This is a genomic window from Flavobacterium esculini, from assembly GCF_048284325.1.
GTDB lineage: Bacteria > Bacteroidota > Bacteroidia > Flavobacteriales > Flavobacteriaceae > Flavobacterium.
In genome coordinates, this window is record NZ_JBLVPI010000018.1 from 83,091 (window position 1) to 101,616 (window position 18,526).

At 30.4% G+C, this 18,526-nt stretch carries 16 protein-coding genes and 1 pseudogene; 4 read left to right on the plus strand and 13 right to left on the minus strand.

Going from position 1 to position 18,526, the window contains the following annotated elements:
* Positions 1-12: 12 nt before the first annotated feature.
* From ACNQGG_RS14960 to ACNQGG_RS14970, 3 genes are all read right to left on the minus strand, one after another.
* On the minus strand, positions 13-1,218 hold the full coding sequence (locus ACNQGG_RS14960; RefSeq protein WP_417965280.1) for a hypothetical protein: 1,206 nt from the start codon (positions 1,216-1,218) through the stop codon (positions 13-15).
* A gap of 102 nt (positions 1,219-1,320) precedes the next feature.
* Positions 1,321-2,181 carry a helix-turn-helix domain-containing protein gene (locus ACNQGG_RS14965; protein ID WP_417965282.1) on the minus strand — a complete coding sequence of 287 codons (861 nt, stop codon included), beginning with the start codon at positions 2,179-2,181 and terminating at the stop codon, positions 1,321-1,323.
* A gap of 325 nt (positions 2,182-2,506) precedes the next feature.
* Positions 2,507-3,250: a hypothetical protein gene (locus ACNQGG_RS14970; RefSeq protein ID WP_417965284.1), complete on the minus strand. Its 744-nt coding sequence runs from the start codon at positions 3,248-3,250 to the stop codon at positions 2,507-2,509.
* A gap of 351 nt (positions 3,251-3,601) precedes the next feature.
* Between ACNQGG_RS14970 and ACNQGG_RS14975 the strand changes: the two genes are divergently transcribed.
* Positions 3,602-5,302, plus strand: coding sequence for an AraC family transcriptional regulator (locus tag ACNQGG_RS14975; RefSeq protein ID WP_417965285.1), 1,701 nt, complete (start codon positions 3,602-3,604; stop codon positions 5,300-5,302).
* A gap of 232 nt (positions 5,303-5,534) precedes the next feature.
* Here ACNQGG_RS14975 and ACNQGG_RS14980 read toward each other — a convergent pair whose 3' ends face one another.
* The 9 genes from ACNQGG_RS14980 to ACNQGG_RS15020 form a co-directional block, all read right to left on the minus strand.
* Positions 5,535-5,855 carry a hypothetical protein gene (locus ACNQGG_RS14980; protein WP_417965287.1) on the minus strand — a complete coding sequence of 107 codons (321 nt, stop codon included), beginning with the start codon at positions 5,853-5,855 and terminating at the stop codon, positions 5,535-5,537.
* A 610-nt stretch (positions 5,856-6,465) separates the two neighbouring features.
* Positions 6,466-7,746 (minus strand): HlyD family secretion protein, encoded by a 1,281-nt coding sequence (locus tag ACNQGG_RS14985; protein ID WP_417965289.1) that lies wholly within the window; start codon positions 7,744-7,746, stop codon positions 6,466-6,468.
* A gap of 40 nt (positions 7,747-7,786) precedes the next feature.
* Positions 7,787-10,009, minus strand: coding sequence for a peptidase domain-containing ABC transporter (locus ACNQGG_RS14990; protein ID WP_417965291.1), 2,223 nt, complete (start codon positions 10,007-10,009; stop codon positions 7,787-7,789).
* Positions 10,009-11,643 carry a hypothetical protein gene (locus ACNQGG_RS14995; protein WP_417965293.1) on the minus strand — a complete coding sequence of 545 codons (1,635 nt, stop codon included), beginning with the start codon at positions 11,641-11,643 and terminating at the stop codon, positions 10,009-10,011. Before ACNQGG_RS14995 ends, ACNQGG_RS14990 begins: the two co-directional genes overlap by 1 nt.
* Positions 11,609-12,616 carry a hypothetical protein gene (locus tag ACNQGG_RS15000; protein ID WP_417965295.1) on the minus strand — a complete coding sequence of 336 codons (1,008 nt, stop codon included), beginning with the start codon at positions 12,614-12,616 and terminating at the stop codon, positions 11,609-11,611. Before ACNQGG_RS15000 ends, ACNQGG_RS14995 begins: the two co-directional genes overlap by 35 nt.
* Positions 12,606-12,782: a hypothetical protein gene (locus ACNQGG_RS15005; RefSeq protein WP_417965296.1), complete on the minus strand. Its 177-nt coding sequence runs from the start codon at positions 12,780-12,782 to the stop codon at positions 12,606-12,608. Before ACNQGG_RS15005 ends, ACNQGG_RS15000 begins: the two co-directional genes overlap by 11 nt.
* Positions 12,772-13,743, minus strand: a complete 972-nt coding sequence (gwsG, locus tag ACNQGG_RS15010) for a grasp-with-spasm system ATP-grasp peptide maturase (protein WP_417965298.1) — start codon at positions 13,741-13,743, stop codon at positions 12,772-12,774. Before gwsG ends, ACNQGG_RS15005 begins: the two co-directional genes overlap by 11 nt.
* Positions 13,744-13,824: 81 nt before the next feature.
* Positions 13,825-13,965, minus strand: a complete 141-nt coding sequence (locus ACNQGG_RS15015; protein ID WP_417965300.1) for a hypothetical protein — start codon at positions 13,963-13,965, stop codon at positions 13,825-13,827.
* A 216-nt stretch (positions 13,966-14,181) separates the two neighbouring features.
* Positions 14,182-14,838, minus strand: coding sequence for a response regulator (locus ACNQGG_RS15020; RefSeq protein WP_417965302.1), 657 nt, complete (start codon positions 14,836-14,838; stop codon positions 14,182-14,184).
* 100 nt (positions 14,839-14,938) lie between these two features.
* On the opposite strand from ACNQGG_RS15020, the gene ACNQGG_RS15025 reads away from it, so the two are divergent.
* The 3 genes from ACNQGG_RS15025 to ACNQGG_RS15035 all read left to right on the plus strand — a co-directional run bounded on the left by ACNQGG_RS15025 (position 14,939) and on the right by ACNQGG_RS15035 (position 18,288).
* On the plus strand, positions 14,939-15,652 hold the full coding sequence (locus tag ACNQGG_RS15025; RefSeq protein ID WP_417965304.1) for a LytR/AlgR family response regulator transcription factor: 714 nt from the start codon (positions 14,939-14,941) through the stop codon (positions 15,650-15,652).
* Positions 15,653-16,000: 348 nt separating this feature from the next.
* Positions 16,001-16,180, plus strand: a complete 180-nt coding sequence (locus tag ACNQGG_RS15030) for a hypothetical protein (protein WP_417965306.1) — start codon at positions 16,001-16,003, stop codon at positions 16,178-16,180.
* A 95-nt stretch (positions 16,181-16,275) separates the two neighbouring features.
* A complete protein-coding gene (locus ACNQGG_RS15035) occupies positions 16,276-18,288 on the plus strand; it encodes a tetratricopeptide repeat-containing sensor histidine kinase (protein WP_417965308.1) in 2,013 nt (670 codons plus the stop codon).
* A gap of 89 nt (positions 18,289-18,377) precedes the next feature.
* Here ACNQGG_RS15035 and ACNQGG_RS15040 read toward each other — a convergent pair.
* Positions 18,378-18,526, minus strand: a pseudogene (locus ACNQGG_RS15040) (IS256 family transposase); the annotation flags it as partial.

The following is an 18,526-nucleotide window of genomic DNA, read 5'->3' on the forward strand; positions in this document are numbered from 1 at the left end:
ATTGCCATTCAATTAATATTCTTTTATTTGCTTTATCATCCGTTCTAATGTTTCAATCACGATTTTCTTATCTCTTTCTTCTGCGACGTAGGATTTACTGCGCATTGAATCGTAAGAAAGATCGACTTTGTTAGGCGTTGATAAGAATGGGACTATTGTTTTAAAGACATGGTTCATTGATTTGGCAATGAGAATTTTTAATTCATCAGAGGCACGCAATAGTAACGCCGTCTGATCTGTTGAGAGCTTGCATAAAACTTTGTCGTTCATATTACCAATTACAGTTGTTTGATTCTGTTTCTTATCAACATTGACTAGGGGAATAACTGAGAAATGTAACTTCTTCTCTAGATACATCATTTCATGTTTAAACCAATCGCTTAAGACCGTTTTCAAATCTTGATGATGCGGGTTTAGGATTACCCCGTCCTTGCAATGAATCTGATTGAATTCTTTAAAATAAAACAAAAGAGTTTCCATCTTACCAGTTGCATTTTCACAACAATTTATTTTGTCTGCCACGCAATTTGTAAAATAGTTTATATATGTCCTACTATTAAAATTCATGTAAATTAAGATCTCGTCTAATGCTGAGTTAGAATGGTCTTTATTCTGCATAACTTTTAGCAATTCTAATTCTTTGATCAATTGCTTCCTGTACAATACTTGTCGGAATGTTACCTTTTCATTTCCTTTGGAGTTTACGAAAGAATACAAACTATCAAAAAGTATAGTAGTAACCTTTTGATCATTTATAGTAGAAGTTGAGCTATTTTTCAATTTATCAATTTTCTGTTTCAGTTTCTTTTTTGATATCACCAAATAGGTTGCAGGAACTCGCAGATCTAAACTTAAGTAATCAGAGAATCGAGTTTCTATAAAAGATAACAGCTCATCAAAACACGAGATTAACGTGTTTATCACTTGCTTTAAATCAAATCTTTCAAACGCGACATTATGGCTTCTCTCGATAACATTATCTAAAAAAATTATTAAGGAGGAATGATAATTCCCGACTATAATCTTAATTTGCTTTTCCTTATTAAGCGAAAAAACTTTGATCTTAAATTCAGATTGAATAAATAATGTTTGCTCTATTGTCTTTTCAATAATTGCCTTTGACTGGACTGTTGTTATTTCATTTACATCAGTTTTGCTAGGATTCAGGGTGAAAGTTACCAGTAAATCTAGCCATTCTAAAAGATAGGTCTGATTCATACTTCTTACTTTTATTTACTAAATAGTACTTTTGACTTATTATCAAAAGCACTCTGATCAATATTGCTAGAGAATATTTCTAACCTGTTTACTTTAAATTATTCAATAGGTATTTAACCTTAAGCGATATTCCGATGGAGACATCGCAGTGTATTTTTTGAAAAAATTGCTAAAAAAAGAAATATTGCTAAATTGTAATTCTTCCATAATATACAAAATGGTCAAATCTTCGTTTTGAAGTAAGATCTTTACCTCCAAAATAAGTGCTTCTTCAATAAATTGCTTTGTTGTTTTTTCAGTCACTTCCTTAACCGTTTTGGTAAGGTGACCAGTAGTAATAAACAAAGCATCAGCATAGAACTTTACGCCGTGTTGTGTCTTGCAATTACTTTCTAAAATTCTAAAAAATTGCATAACAATTGTTTCTTTTCTGGTGTATCTTATTTTAATATGCCGCGAGTACATGCTGTATATGCCTGCTAACTCATATAGTAATAGATTAAAACTAAAGAGCACTGCCTCATTTTTAAAAATATGCTTGTCTGAGCGTCTTCTTTTGCTATCTATCAATTTAAATAAATCAATTAGTAGTACTGCATCTTTACCTTTAAGAGAAACCTTAGAAGGGACTTTTGTAATAAAAAATTCAAAATATCCTACATACGGCCTCCTTATACTGTTTTTAAAAATAAACGCTGAGGGAAATGATACTAAAGAAATCTGCAGCTTATCACTCCTATCCAAAATTTCACAAGAAGACCTTGTTGGAATTACTATAATTTCATTTGCAGAAAGATAAATCTTTGCATCTTTTATTTGAATACTTAAAGAACCTGAGTTTACGATCAGTATCGAAAAGCAGTCTACCTTAACCAGTTCATGGAATGAAATATTAGATGAAATATTTTCATAAACATGGACTACCAAACCTAAAGGACTATATTTTGAATTCTTGTTTCCCAAAATAATATTTTGTGCTACAATTTTAATTTATAGAATGAATGAATTACCTCTTACTCTACTTCATCTGTTTTCACAGGATTAGGAGAAAGTAATTTCGCTAACAATACGACTGAAACAAATAATAAATTTGAAACAGTAGTCCCGAAAAAAAGAAATGCTAAATTCCGTGGGTTACCACTTTTTATCTCACCATTTGTGAGATAACCAATTATTTCATCGTAGCTCAATAAGTCTACGATGAAATAAAGGCTAACTAGATTGAAAAGGATCAAAAACACTGTAAACGCATATATTATTTCCTTTTCAGTCAATAGGATTCGATACATCATCTGTCAGCTACAACATTGTTTATCATAATGCCTGTTACAAGTGATCTACTAACCGCCGTAAATGAATTATCGATAGCGCCACTAACTCCTCCAACACGATTACCTACAGATGTACCCCAATCTTCATCATAGGGCGGCTGCTTATCATAGTAGAGTGAATATCTGGCTATAGATGATGTCGTGAGGATTATTCTCTTATCCTCATCACTAAAGTTAATATTAGTCATCACAGCCGATTCATACGAAATTATGGATTCATAGATCGCTCCATACTCTTCGTTATTCCATAAAAGTGCAGCGTTCATAAAACTGGAAAGACTAATTTTTGCAGCACTTGTCATGGACGAATTTGCAATGGCCTCATCCAGTTTAGCCTCCGGATTATTTACAATCTCTTGTATCTCTTCAAGATTAACAGGTATGCTCCTTTCCAAATTTAAAAGCGTCAGATCGCTATTTGCAGCTGCGATGGATTCAATCTGTTCGCTAATTTGCGAAATTGTAGTGTACTGATAGTTCCCTGCCAAGTAAGTCTCCAGTAGGTCATTATGTAACTTACCGACGTAGTCATATACGTTTGCTGGGTTTTCAGGGGTCAAGGTTTGCATCAGACGTGCCCCTTTTTCTGATTTCTTGCCGCTGACTTTACTAACACCAGTGTCAGCAGTATAAATAGTTTCAGAGGTACAGGAAATAATTAGCAATGGTAAAATCACTAATCTTAATGAAATATTTTTCATGATTAAAATGTGTTAAATGGTACTGAGTACTTTTATTCTTCAGTTCATTTCACCCGGGTAAGCAGAACTTTAATCTGGCACGATGCCAAATGTTTTTGCTTTTGAATTCAAGGCAAAGCTAGAAGTCGAATTTCGACCTTGCAACACATTGCCTATGGATTTCCAGTAATTATGCTATGGATTTTCTGAAAATCCACATCCTATTTTTTGTTAAAAATTCATCATTATCAATTGTTTAACTTACATTTGAGGTGATTTCTTGCAAAATATCCCACAGACCTTTTTGTAAAGCATTGCCCTATGCTCAAAAATGATTTTGTAGAGGAAAAGTTCCCAATTTTTACTTAACCTATGATTAAAAAATATCTGTTTTTATTATTCCTATTCTTAGGATATCTAGCTTATGCACAAGAAAGCGCATTTAAAATTCCAGATACACTTCGAAGTAAGGAGTACGATTATCTGTTTGAACGCATAAAAGAATTAGAAGATGGAAGTGTAAAACAGTCACTATATCTTCAATCCTTTTTGCAAAAAGCTAAATCAGAAAAAAATCCGGAACAGATCATAAACGGATATAAAAATTATGTTCATCACTCACCCGAAAATTTAAAACTGGTCTATACAGACAGCATGGTTTATACTGCAAAAAAGTCGAGGGATAAAGCCTTAATCGGTTCCGCTTATCTTTCAAAGGGAATTGTATATTATGCTCAGAAAAAACATAACTATGCCTTAGACAATTTCCTAATAGCAAATAATTTCATTTCTAAAACCAACGATAACTATTTAATTTATAAGGTGAAATATAATATTGCCAATATAAAATACTATCTGAGGTTTTATGATGAAGCAATATCATTATTCCGTGAATGCATTACTTATTTTAAAGATGAAAATGCCAGAGCGTATCTGAATTCACTCCATTTAATGGGTCTTTGCTATAACAAAATAGGTAACTACGGTTTATGTTCAGAAACAAACGAAAAGGGTCTGACAGAAGGTAAAAGGCTTGCCAATAATGAAATGGAGTCCTACTTTATTCACTCGGAAGGGATAAATCAGTATTTCAAAAACAATTATGCAACGGCTATTAAAAAAATAACCTATTCACTACCTGCCATTCGGGAGAACGAAGATTTCGCAAATGAATCTGTAGGGTATTTTTATATCGGAAAAAGCTACTGGGCGCTTAAGCAACCTAAAATGGCCCTACCGTATTTCAGAAAAGTAGATGAGATTTTTGATGCTAAAAGTTACATTCGTCCAGATCTCTTGGAAAATTACGAATTGATAATAAAGTATTATAAGTCCCAAAATAATCTCAAGGCACAACTTCACTACATCGAAAAATTACTTAAAGCGGACCATATTTTAGATACTAAATTCGAATATTTATCCGGTAGAATTCGTAAAGAGTATGATACTAAAGAAATCATTTCAGAAAGAAACAATATTAAAACTCTTCTTGATAGAAGAAAATACAATGACTTCATTTTTATAACCGTAATCACTTTTTTATTTTTCTCCATACTTTTCCTTGTCTACAGCCATATTAGAAACAAGAATATGTACAGACAAAAATTTGAGGAGCTTATGAAAAAAAGCGAGGTCCCTAAAGTTCTAGCCAAAAACACAAACAAAGGAGCTTTAAACATAAATGAGGATACCGTTGCCTCTCTTTTGAAACAATTGGAAAAATTTGAAAAGGATAAAAAATTTCTGGAAAAAGATTTAACATTGGCAAAGCTCACGGTAGCTTTTGATTCTAATACTAAATATCTGTCACAGATAATCTACCATTACAGAGATAAAAAATTTACAGAGTACATCAATGATTTAAAGATCGATTATCTAATTTCATTATTGAAAACGGATAAAATGATGAGAAATTATACCAATAAAGCATTAGCTGAAGAAGCTGGTTTTAGTAGCACGCAACGGTTTGCCAATGCTTTTCTTGCCAGAGCTGAGATGCCGACCTCTTTTTTTATTCAGGAGCTCAAAAAAGAGCAGTCCAAAATTAATGTTGGAAATTCATATATCAGTTAATAGATATCTTTTGATTTAGTTTCTAGCAGTCTCATAACAAAAAAAATGACAATACTGCAATGCTATAGAGATAATAATAAAAAACCTGTTCATTTTATAAATATCTTTATTATTCGATTAAATCTTTAAGCAAGTACAATATCAAATAATCATTAAAGAAAGTTATTCATAAATAAATCATTAAAAATTTTACTGTTATATTAAATTCATAAACTACTATTCTTTTTTAGCATTATACTAAATAATATTTACTTAATTCAATTACCCAGGGGTGGTCGGGAGCTACCGATTTTAAACGGTTTGCGTAACTAACCATTCTTGGTGTGTCGAAATTTTCTTGACAAATTTTTATTATAGTTGTGAGACCAACAATTTCATAGTCGCTTTCCATAATTTCATCAGTAAACTTCTCATAGAGTCTTATCGCATCAGAATGTCTTTTATCGCTTCTTAATTCAGAACATTTTAAAATTATATCTTCAGCATTATTGTATTCGTAATTATCTATTTCATCACCTGACCATCTGAACAATTGTTTAAAAAAATCTTTCATATTCCTGTTTAAATTATTTTTATAAAAATTGCCAAACTCATAAAACAAAGTAATCTCAAAACAAATGTCTTTATAGTTCTTTTTCCCTTAATTTTCCATCTTCAAAACCCCTTAACTCTGTTTAGATAGAACTGAATATTCCGTATACGCTATAAGATTGGCACGACATAATTTTTTTTCCTTTTTTTTTGGAAACAGTAAGCTGATGTTAAATCGCTTAACACACAATTTTTCCTTTACGCAATTGTTCCGTAATTTTAGAAACTTTTTTAGTTTGTGTCTTATTTAGTGTAACAAAGTCAACGAAAAGGAAAGCAATAATTATAGCTATCACCAAGAGTATTTTCTTCACAAATAATTAATTTAGAGAATTAATTATCCGAAAGTAGGACGTCAGCTATCAATAAAAAAACTTCAGCAACAACCTTTAACAAATGAGGTAGTTTAACAACAAACTATGTTAAAATTTGGATTGCGATAGTACCAAATATCTTAAATTATTTCCATACTAAGCTTAAAAAAATAAGTCAGGTTAAGTAGATTTTGCGATATAAACTGGATGCTAAAAATTCTGATTTAAACTCCAATAAAAAAAGTACTATCGAACGAATTACCTCCTAAAAACATCACGAAACTGATATAACAATCGTTCAGTCAACCTTAAATCTTCAGTAACAATTTCAGCACTTCCTGACATTTCTTGTTGAAATGGAATTGTTTTATGATAAGAAGTTTCCAGTTTTTTTGGTAAAACTACATCAATCCATAAATTCCCGTCTTTATCGGGTGTTAATGATATATTCTTGATTTTACCATTCAGCATTCCATATTGACTGTCCGGAAAATTAGTTAATCGAATATTTACCTCTTGACCTACTTTTATTTTTCCAGAATTCAGCGCTGGCGCTTTCAACTTTCCAATATACCCTTTTTCCAACGTTGGAATTACAGCAAAAATAGCATCACCTGCAGTAATGGTTTGATTGGCTGTCCAGATTTGTAAAAAAGAAACTTTACCTGTAACCGAAGATTGCAATACATATGCTAATTCCCAATCTTTTATTACTTTTTTCAACTGATAAAAAGCTTGAGTTTTGTTACTTTTCAAATTGATTTCTTCCTTGGTTCCGTTAATTTTAGTGCTTTTACTATTTTTAGAATTGTCAATCAAAGTAGATTTCAATTGTGAAATAGTACTCAACAAACCTCTATAACTTTTCTCCGCTTGAAGATAACCTAGTTTTTTATTCTCAAAATCCTGAGCTGAAATTACTCCTTTATTGAACAAGATTTCGTATCGATTGACATCACTTTTTTGCAATAGCAATTCGCTTTCATTCAAACTTTTTTGTTGCTGCAAAATAGCTAAACGAGCTGAGATTTGAACACTTTCAGAATTTTGGGCATTTCCCTCTACCTTGTAAGGCTGTAAATCAGCGTTTAATTCATTAGCGATATATGCTTCATGAAATCCTGCATAGGCACTTTCAATATCTCCTAGTTGGGCAGTTGAGAGTAGTTTAAAATCAAAATTAGTACCATTGGCATGCGTTTCCAACAGTTTTTTCAATAAAAAAACATCCTGGTAATTGGCTGTATTTTGAACAACTGCAAGAGGGGTATTTTCTAATACCATAGCTTTATCCTGTACCAAAATAGTTTCAATTTTACCTGCGGTTTTGGTTATAACTTTTTCGGGGGGAATGTTGGTCGTTATTACAATGGGGGCAGAAACAATATCAGGATATTTGATGAACCATGTGGAAAAAAGTAACATAAAAATGACAACAGAAACCACTATCGTACCCCAGCGAATCATCCAATTGGGGATTCGAGTAAGAATTTCTTGGACTTCTTCGCTACGGAGCTCTAGTTCTTTATTTTTAGGCATTGTTCATTTTTTTTAATTCTAAATTCGTTAATCTATAATCCTAATTACCTAACTGTAACTGATTTCGCACCAATTCATAATAACTCCCTTTTTGTTTTACTAATTCTTGATGATCGCCTATTTCAATAATTTTACCTTTCTCAAGAACTACAATTTGGTCAGCATTCATAACGGTACTTAATCGATGTGCAATAACCACAACGGTTTTGTTCTTGAAGAAAATATCTAGTTTTTCCATAATAACTTTTTCATTATTGGCATCTAAGGCTGATGTAGCTTCATCAAAAAACAACATTTCTGGATTTTTATAAACCGCTCTGGCAATAAGCAATCGTTGTTTTTGTCCTGTACTCATTCCAAGACCTTCCATTCCTATTTTTGTGTTATAACCCAAAGGCAAACCATTAATATATTCGTTAATGTTGGCTACATCCGCAGCATAAGCCAACCTCTTTTTATCAATAGTGTCAACTCCGAGAGCAATATTATTGGCTATCGTATCATTAAAAATAAAACCTTCCTGCATTACTGCTCCTATATTGGCACGCCATGTTTTTTGAGAAAGATTTCCCAAATCAACGCTGGCTCCCCTCTCCTCTCGAGAGGGGCTGGGGGTGAGGATAACCTCTCCACTATTAGGTTCATAAAACTTCAGTAACAATTTCATTAAAGTCGTTTTACCACTACCGCTTGTACCTACAATAGCTGTTATTTTGTGTGCTGGAATAATAAGGCTTAAATTTTCAAGAACTAGAATATCCGAACCAATATAACGAAAAGATAAATGTCTAATGATGATATCACAATCTTTGGGAATATCATGTCTTTGATTTGCTTCTTGTTGTGTTTCATCTTCTTTTTCATGTATTTCAGACAATCGAGCAAGCGATATTTTTGCATCTTGTACTTCGCGAATAAAAGTAATTAATTGAACAATTGGACCATTCAAGCTTCCAACAATACTACTTATAGCCAACATCATACCCAAAGTTATCTCGCCATCAATAACTAACTTAGCCGAAAGAAAAATGATGATGATATTCTTTAATTCATTGATGAAATTAGACCCTACAGTTTGAATTTGTTCCAATACTAATCCTTTCATAGAAACTTTGAACAGTCGAGCCTGAGCGTACTCCCAACCCCAACGTTTTTGCTTCTCGGCATTGTGCAATTTTATTTCCTGCATTCCATTGATAAGTTCCATCACTTTACTTTGTTCTTGGCTAGTCTCAGTAAACCTCTTGTAATCGAGTTTTTCTCTACGTTTCAAGAAAAGTATTACCCAAAAAAAATAGAAAATACTTCCTAAAAAGAAAACCATAAAAATTTGGATATTATAATACGCCAAAACCCCTCCCATAATCACCATATTGATTAGTGAAAACAAAACATTGAGAGATGATGTAGTCAAAATACGTTCTATGCGGTGATGATCGTTAATACGCTGCATAATGTCACCTGTCATTCGCACATCAAAAAACGAAATTGGTAAGTTCATTAACTTGATAAAGAAATCAGAAATTAACGAAATATTGATTCGAGCTGAAAGATGCAATAAAATCCAACTCCGTATTAATTCTAGAGCAGTTTTTCCAAAAAACAAAAATAATTGGGCAAAAAGAACTAGATAAATAAAGTGGATATTTCTGTTTTGTATACCTACATCCACAATACTTTGAGTTAAGAAAGGAAAAATTAGCTGTAAAATACTGCCTGCAAATAAACCAATAATCAATTGAGTTAAAAAAGATTTATAAGGCAAAATATATTGAGCTAAAAGAGAAAAACCAAATGTATTATTCTCTTCCTTTTCAAATTCGTTGTGAAAAAATTTTGGAGTAGGCTCCAATAATAAAGCAATTCCCTCTTCCGTATTTTCATTTGCATTATTGCCAATCCAAAACTTTAAAAACTCTACAGTAGTGTATTCTATCAATCCAAATGCTGGATCAGAAATGTAGTATCTTCCTTTTTTTATTTTATATAAAACAACATAATGGTTTTTATTCCAATGCAATATTGACGGGAGAGGTACTTCGCTAAGTTTTATTAAATTTAACTTTACTCCTAATGTTCTAAAACCAAGTTTTTCAGCAGCATCACTTATTAACCCCAAATTACTGCCATTTCTAATAGTTTCGCTATAATTACGTAGGACTTGGATGCTAGCTATTTTACCGTAATACTTTGCTATTATTTTTAAGCAGGTTGGACCGCAATCTTTTTCGTCGGGTTGATGATAGTATGGAAATCTTGTCATTAATTTATAATTATATCATCATCAAAGATTGTTTTATTATCGTCAGTTTTAACAAAAATGTGATATTTGCCAATTGGTAGTTCAAAACTAATTTTTTTGTTTTTGGGGATTGCTAAATAGCTATGAATTGGAATAGCTAAGTTTTTTATTAAATCAAATTCTTTAAAATCAACTATTTCAACTAAAACCTCTTTGCTTTTATAGTCCGAAAATTTTGCGTCTTTAATGATTGTTTTTTTGAATATTGCATTCGGATATATTATTTTTAAAGTTGGTTTTAGGTTATTAACCAAAAAATAATCGGCAGAAGATTTTATTTTTGTTGTGTCAGTTAGATATTTGCGAGGCACTAAAATTAAGTCCTCTTTTGTGTCTGCACAAATAACAGTTTGATTGAATGTTATTGGGTTTATTCCTGATAATTCTTTAAAATATTCAGCCATCCATTTTTTACTTTCATTTTTCTTTTCTATATGAGAATGCCCAACATATACAAAAATTTTTGCACTATAGTCTTTCTCTAAAATATTTATAATATTTTTTGCCTGACCAATTTCCCTTTCAATCCCTTTATCAAAGTTTTCATGCCCTGAAACAGTAAACCCTAAAGATATTGCCTTTCTGATGAAATGTGCAAAATAGGGTTCATCTGTATATAGCCCATTACGATAATTTGGAGTTAACTCTTTATTTTTACTTATATTGAACCCCTCTAAAGACAAATAATTATATCCATTTGCTTTTAAAGTTTCTAATAATTCCATCGCAAACAATCTGTGTTTTGGATAGTAGTGATCTTCATTAAGCATAATAATTTGGTTTTGTTTCGCTATTTCGGCAATCTTCATAAAAACTGTATTGCCTTTAGAAACTTCATCTTTTTTTGATAAATCATCAATCAAGGATTTAAATTCTTCCTTCCGGAGTTTTTCGTAACCCACAATTAAAGAATCATATAGTTTATTATTAGAGATAAAAGAATTAACAGTAGATAACAATTGAAATTTATCATCATTTTCTCCCTCAGATTTTAAAGGGGCAGTTGATATTTTTTTGCTAGCATAGAGAGGATTCGGATGGACAGATGGAAAATTATTGATAAATATGGCAGGGAATGACATCTTACTTGTATTTAATGAGTCAAGAGTTATTTTATTCAACAAATCAGTAACAAATATTGAAGAGTTGTGATTAGTTTTATTGGTTTTCACCAAACCTAAAATTTTTCTCGTGCCTCTTTGTTTTTCAAAAAATAAAATATTATTTACGGTGTCATTAACAATGATTTTAGAATTAGTTAAATTACCATTTAATGCTTTTATATTCTTATAGAAAAAATAGATTTCAGTCCCATTTTCTTTCGAATCAGCAACTAAAAAAAGATCTTTTGATGATAATTTATTGCTCTTTAATAATTTTTTTAGTTCTTTTTCTTTAGCAAAAGGACCTTCCCTGAATTGAATATTTTTATCAAAATCAATTCCAACTTTCAAAGAAGCATTGTAAAAATAATTTCTATTAAAATAATTTTCCTTAGCTAATTTACTTTTATTTGAGCTACAAGAAATGAGTAGGAACAACAGTAATAAATTAAAATATCTAGTCATTATTCCAAAGGTTTTTATAAGGGTCATAATTACATTTTGTTATCGTTGAATATAATAAATCTGTTTGCTCCTCTTTAAATGGAATAGAACCATCTGGGCAAATATATCTAAACTCGCAATCATTGCATACTTTAATTTTGTCTTTTGAAATTGTCCAAAAATTTAAAATTTCCACATTGAAGATAACGTCTTTAATGTTACTTTCTAAAATTTTACCAAAAACTAAGTCATCGTCTATATAACGTTTAATGTCTCCAGTTTGATCAATATAGAGGCTTCTATTATAGACACTATTAAATTTTAAAGACTCGCTGAATCCCTCAATTGAAAACACAAAATCATTTGAATTTTCAATTTTCATAGATAATATTTTTTCTAATGATTTTTCTTCATAAGAAAAATTGTTAAGAACAGGTGTGAAATTGACGCCAAATTTATCACAATCAAAAAAGACAACTTCAATTCTATTCAATTTTGATTTAATTTTTTTTAGTTCCAATTCTAATTCTGCAGTATATTTAACATAAACTACAATTGACATAATTTTAGAATATTGTAAAAATTTTAATATCTGAATTAATTTTTTGGTTTGAAAATTATGCGAAACTAATCTTAAACAACAAACACCTAAATAATCTATATTCGCATCCAATATATCCATTAAGTTTTGCAATGGCATATCTATATTTATGGTTAGAGTATCGATTACATTTGGTCTCTCATAATCTAAGCTAATTAATGGAAATTGGTTACTGCAATTTGTCAAAATAACTAATTCATTAGCTAAAAAATACCTCATATATTTTTTTAGAATATATTTATCATTCTTAAAATCCTGAAATAAGCTATATACTTTCTTCCCAGAATATTCATTTATTAAATCAATAATACTATTAGGTATAATATGATAAGTATCCCTTTGTATATCTATTATTATACCTCTATTGATTCCTTTTACTGGAATACAATTTGTAAACAACTTAAATTCTTTATTTAGCATTCTCCCTTTTTAAAAATAGTGGTTTATAATAATTTCCATAAAATGATTTTGTTGTCTGATAATAAGTTGACTCAATAAATTTAAATTTACTTTTTTTAATCTTAGTAAAATTTAAATCTCCTTTTATAAAATCAGCAATAACTGGTAGGCTTGTTTTAATTTTCATTTTTTAATGATATAAGATTTTGAGCTACAATTTTATGCAAAGGGTAATTGCAAGGAAAAGCAGTCATCCCAAATTGACCTGACGGATTTACTTCTAAAAAATAATAATTTCCATTTTTAGATGATTTAATCATATCAATTGACCCAGTATTTAATTTGAGCGTTTTCATGAATATATCAATTGTTTTTTCCAATGCGCTAGGAAGCTCATAAGGTATAAATCGATTTGGCTTCTCTGTATCATATGCCCTAAAATCTAATTGCGTTTTGGGATTACTTTGAGAAAAAATTGCCATTGTATAACATTTGCCCATTATATAAAAAATTCTCAATTCAATCTCTTTTTCAATATACTGTTGAAATAAGGAGGGACTAAATTTTTTATTCAATCCGTTTACTGTTATAATTTTTGTAGTACTTAGTGCAACTGATTTTTTTTTCAAATAAACAACCATTGCTTCTGCAATTGATTTTGTTATTATATTGTTATTATTTTCTCTTAAAAAAAGATTCAGTTTCTTTTTTTCACTGGTTATAATTGTATTTGGGATTTCTAAACCACACTTTCTGGCAATTTCTAAAACTTCTAATTTGGATTTTTTTAAACTTCTATCAAATAGCCATTTTTTGTCTTTTAAAAGGTTTAATATTAACTCTCTTATGCTTTTAAATTCATCATAAAGAAAATTCAATAAATCTCTCTCTTCATTTAGCTTTAAATCATATTCGGTTAAAAAACCAAATTTTCTATACCAAACAACCGTAATATCTTTTAAATAAACTCTTTGGGAAGGTATTTCAAAATAAGAATCTTCAGTACTATTTGTGCTGTAAGAAAATATCGTAATACCTTGCATGAGCTCATCATCATTAACTCTAATAAAGGGTGTTTCGTAATGTTTTAACCATTCAATCACACTATCGGTGTCTTTTTCTGCTGGTTTACTCAGTATAAGTATCATATTATTATTATATAAAAAAATATTTAGGCACAATAAAATATGCCTAAATATTCGGTGTAAATTAAATTACAATTTTATTCTCTACTTATCAGTTTGATCAAATTTATTCTCATATTGATCTGGAACGTCTGTCCATGTTTGGGAAGATGGCTCCGCCAATAGACCTCCATAAATTGTATTAACTTCAACTTTTTCGCATTCGAAATCTTCTAATTTTTTCATAATTTTAATTTAGTTATTAAACATTTATTTTAAAAATTATTATCACGATCATATTCCTCCATCAACTACGTGCACTTAGTTTATTTAGAAAACAACAATGTAAGATAATTTTTACCAAACATATAAAGAAGAAATGAAATAGGGATACAACAAAAACAACCTTTAACAAAGAAGGTTGTTTTTGAGTAAAATATGTTAAAATTTACGAAAGTGGTTTTAAATAAATCCTTGTTTAATGGCTTCTTTCACTAGACCTGAGTCATCAGTTACCTCAAAAGCTTTTTTCATTCGGATGATGCGCTTTTGGATAGCGCTTGTTGTAAGGTGAATAATTCCCTCCAACTCCTTTATTTTAAATCCTTTTGATAAATACAATAGGATTTGACGATTGTGATCTTCAATCATTAATTCCTTTTTCCATATTTCATTGATACAGCTTTTTACCGTGGGGCTTTGGTATTGGTTGCCTTGCATTATCTCCATTACAGCTTGCTGCAATTTCTCTGGAGTAATATCATTTTTTATGATGAGTCCTTCAGGTCGTATTTTCTTAGCGATGTCATACACGATGATAACTTCAGTATGTGCAGTAATCATAATAATTTTACAGTTAGGCATCTTTTCTCGTATCAAAATAGCTAAGTCACTACCCGATAAAATAGATTTAACCTCATAACCCGGTAAGCCTTTATCAACGATGGCTATATCAAATAGTTGTTTGGGAGAAGATGCTCTTGACAAGACAGTATAGGCTTCCTCACAATTTTTTGCTTTTGTGAAAATGGGTTGACATAATCCAAAAGGAGCTGCTAAAAGGGCATTAACATATCCTTCTACAGTCATGGGATGATCGTCTACTATAAATATATTCATGAATTGGGCTATTTAACTTTAACAAAATAGGCAGTTTTTCTGCAACAAAAGAAATTGGCTCTTATCTAGATTGCACTCCTCTTATTTTTAGTATGATACTATGCGTTTTTCTTTTCTCATTATTGATGATAATAGCACTGCTGTTAAGGAAACTTTAGAGCTCTTCGAAAATTTCCCTAATTATTTTTGTGCTGGGATTGCCAAAGATAGTCAAACAGCAATAAATCAAATTATAAAACTAAAACCACAACTTATAATAATAAGAATTCCTATCAAATCTAATGAGAGAGCTTCTCTTTTCACAACGATTAATGACTTATTTCAATACGTAGATCCTATGCCTTATTTCATAGCATTAGCTTCGGAACCAGATTATGCGCTGAAGGCAATACAATCCGGTTTTTCCGATTATACAATGGCTCCCTTGCATTTGCATGAATTAGGAAAAAGCCTTTTTAAATTTGAAAAAAGAAACCCGCCAAACAATATTACAACGATTTGTATTAAATCCTACAGTGACTATCAATTTGTATCCCTACAAGACATTGCCTATTTAAAAGCAGATAACAACACAACAGACATTCAATTGTACAATGGTAAAACAGTGAATGCTTATAAAACATTAAAGCATTTCGAAGATACTTTACCATTCTATTTTTTAAGGATCCATAAAAGTTATATTGTTAACATTAATCATGTTTCACGCATCCATTTTAGTAAATCAAAATGTTATCTCAATTATAATGAAATCTTGCCGTTCTCACTTACCTACAGAGATAATATCGACGCCATAATTCGAAAAATCAATATTTAGTTCCCATAAATACCATCTTCCAGTCCATATTTAACCTGATTCTATTCTTTACAATATTCAAAATATAGGGTTTCACCATTTAGATTCCTTCTTAAACTACTGTACTCAATACGTTCACTATAACCTCTTGATGTTTTAAAAATACCCTCATTTTTACCTGTTAATTTGCCTCAATAATAATGCATCAGAAGCTTCTAAACAAGTATTGAGAATGGGGAAAATCTGCTTTTAAAGCAGTGTCATTCTCAATATTTTAGAACAGCTATTTCCCAGCTTTTCTTAAAAAAAAGGTACTCCATTATGGATTAGTGCCAGTTAAACAATTTTCTAATTTTTAAACATTTTTTTATGAAAAAGCTATTAATTGCTATGGGCTGCGTTGCGGCTGTAATCTTAACTTCATCCTGTACAACAGACAGTCTTGAAGGACAAGAAAACACAAATAATAATAACATCCAAAAAACAGCTACCCCAAGTCCTGTTATTCTTGACGCTGGCGATGACAATATCGATAAGACCAAAACATAAAAAATATAATAATAAAACCAGACAATCACTTTTAAAAATAAGTTTGTCTGGTTTTTAATCTTTATTTTTGATGAGATTAATAAATTTCTTAAAAATTGAAAACAAAATTCAAGAAAATTCTGTTGGTTAATTTCTTACTATTGATGGTTTCTTGCCAGAAAAATAAATTTGAGATTGAAAAAAAAAATGATGTTTTAGCTTTTTTGAAAAAGGTTGAGGCAAAGTCTTTAGAACCAAATGAAGAGGAAAAATATTTGGATACATTATCACAAAAATTGCAGAGTCAAGAAAATGATTCAGTTACAAGAAATCTATATTTTAAAATTGCCGTTAAATATTATGGTCTTAATTCACTTGATAAGTATCTAAGTATAACAAGAAAGATTCATCGTTTGTCCGTTAAAGATAAAGATAGCTCTCACGTAGCAAAATCTTTATACTATTTAGGTGATTATTATGATGACAAAACGCAATTGGACAGTGCTTTCAGTTACTATTCTCAGTCAGAAAAATTGTACAGGAAGATTAAAGACACTTTGAATATAGGAAAAACCGCATTCTATAAAGCGGGGATATTATTCGATGCAGGAAACTTTACCGAAAGTGAAATAGAAACTGTAACTGCTTTAAAATTACTTTCAAAAATCAATAATGCAAGATTAATTTACGAAAGCTATAATTTACTGGCTCTTTCATTAAAAGAATTAAATAACTGTAAAAAATCTTTAGAATATTTTGGTTTAGCTCTAAAGCAATTGAAACAACTGGAAAGTGAAAATTATCCTAAAGAAAAAATTATAAAGTCAAGAATATCCTGTTATAATAACATGGGTAGAGTTTATGAAAAATCGGGTAACTATCAAGAGGCAATCTACTTGTATAACAAAGGATTGCATACAAAAGATTTAAAGCTAAATTATCCGAAATTGTATGCCATGTTACTGAACAATCTGGGATATTCAAAAATGAAATTAGGAAGCAACAAAGGTATTGAAAAATTACTGTTTGAGTCATTAAGAATCAGAGACAGCCTTCAAATATTATCTGGTATAGTATCGAGTAAAATAAGGATTGGAGAATATTATCTTTATAAAAAAGATACCGTTAAAGCATTAGCTTACATTAAAGAAGGATTTATTTTATCCAAAAAAATTAAAAGTAATTCCGATGTTATTCAATCATTGAAATTATTGACTGAAAATGATTCTAAAAACAAAACCTTTTATTCTAATTTATACTTTAAGGTTAATGATAGTATTCAAAATGTAGAAAGGCAAACCAGAAATAAATTTGCCAGAATAGCCTATGAGACGGATCAGATAGAAGAGAATAATGAAATTTTGTCAAAGAGGAATACCAATATTATTATTGGATCCGGAATTGTCATTCTTTTTTTAGGAGTCTTTTTTGTAATATTCCGTCTAAAATCAAAAAATAAAGAACTGCTTTTTATTCAGGAACAACAAGCGGCTAACGAAAGAATATATCAGCTAATGTTAGCGCAACAATCTGAAACCGAAAAAGCGCGCAATGAGGAAAGAAACAGAATAGCCATGGAATTGCATGATGGGATAGTAAATAGCATTTTTACGACTCGTTTTAATTTAATTCAATTAGACCCCAATGCTGCCGAAAAAAAGCAGCAATTAGTGACAGAATTAGAAAAAGCGGAGAACGAAATTAGAAGAGTTTCGCATGATTTAACGCAAAACCTACTTTTTGAAGACAAAAGTTTGCCGGAGATAATAACAATTTTAGTAGAGTCCCAAAAAAACCAATATAATACAAAGTTTGACGTATCAGTGGATAAATACATTGACTGGTCATTGGTTTCAAGTACTAATAAAATACATATTTACCGCATCATACAAGAAGCTATTCAGAATATCAATAAATACTCAAAAGCAGAAAGATGTTATATAATGCTATTGAAAACCGCCAATAAAATAACCATTCGAATTTGGGATAACGGTATCGGATTTAATCCCGAAAAAGTAAAATACGGTATTGGACTGAAAAACATCAAAGACAGGACCAAATCATTAGACGGAGAATTGAAAATTAATTCAGATATAGGGAACGGAACTACTATAGAAGTAATCTTTTAATAATTAAGAGTGAATATTATCTACTCATCCTTTTATAAAAACGACACTATCCCATAAAGTGTGTAAGTTGAAAAGTTAAGGCTTCGATTTTATAATCGGAGCCTTTTTTCAAATATAAGGTTAAATTGGTTTAAAACAATTCCCCAATTTTTGATAGGCATTGACCATTTTTTGGTTGATTCTCTCAGGGCCAAAAATACTGATTTTAGCACAGCATCATCAGTTGGAAATGACATTT

Coding starts and splice junctions, on each gene's coding strand:
- ACNQGG_RS14960 (WP_417965280.1), bottom strand. CDS start 1,218: ATGAATCAGACCTATCTTTTAGAATGGCTAGATTTACTGGTAACTTTC.
- ACNQGG_RS14970 (WP_417965284.1), bottom strand. CDS start 3,250: ATGAAAAATATTTCATTAAGATTAGTGATTTTACCATTGCTAATTATT.
- ACNQGG_RS14975 (WP_417965285.1), top strand. CDS start 3,602: ATGATTAAAAAATATCTGTTTTTATTATTCCTATTCTTAGGATATCTA.
- ACNQGG_RS14980 (WP_417965287.1), bottom strand. CDS start 5,855: ATGAAAGATTTTTTTAAACAATTGTTCAGATGGTCAGGTGATGAAATA.
- ACNQGG_RS14985 (WP_417965289.1), bottom strand. CDS start 7,746: ATGCCTAAAAATAAAGAACTAGAGCTCCGTAGCGAAGAAGTCCAAGAA.
- ACNQGG_RS14990 (WP_417965291.1), bottom strand. CDS start 10,009: ATGACAAGATTTCCATACTATCATCAACCCGACGAAAAAGATTGCGGT.
- ACNQGG_RS14995 (WP_417965293.1), bottom strand. CDS start 11,643: ATGACCCTTATAAAAACCTTTGGAATAATGACTAGATATTTTAATTTA.
- ACNQGG_RS15000 (WP_417965295.1), bottom strand. CDS start 12,616: ATGCTAAATAAAGAATTTAAGTTGTTTACAAATTGTATTCCAGTAAAA.
- ACNQGG_RS15005 (WP_417965296.1), bottom strand. CDS start 12,782: ATGAAAATTAAAACAAGCCTACCAGTTATTGCTGATTTTATAAAAGGA.
- gwsG (WP_417965298.1), bottom strand. CDS start 13,743: ATGATACTTATACTGAGTAAACCAGCAGAAAAAGACACCGATAGTGTG.
- ACNQGG_RS15015 (WP_417965300.1), bottom strand. CDS start 13,965: ATGAAAAAATTAGAAGATTTCGAATGCGAAAAAGTTGAAGTTAATACA.
- ACNQGG_RS15020 (WP_417965302.1), bottom strand. CDS start 14,838: ATGAATATATTTATAGTAGACGATCATCCCATGACTGTAGAAGGATAT.
- ACNQGG_RS15025 (WP_417965304.1), top strand. CDS start 14,939: ATGCGTTTTTCTTTTCTCATTATTGATGATAATAGCACTGCTGTTAAG.
- ACNQGG_RS15030 (WP_417965306.1), top strand. CDS start 16,001: ATGAAAAAGCTATTAATTGCTATGGGCTGCGTTGCGGCTGTAATCTTA.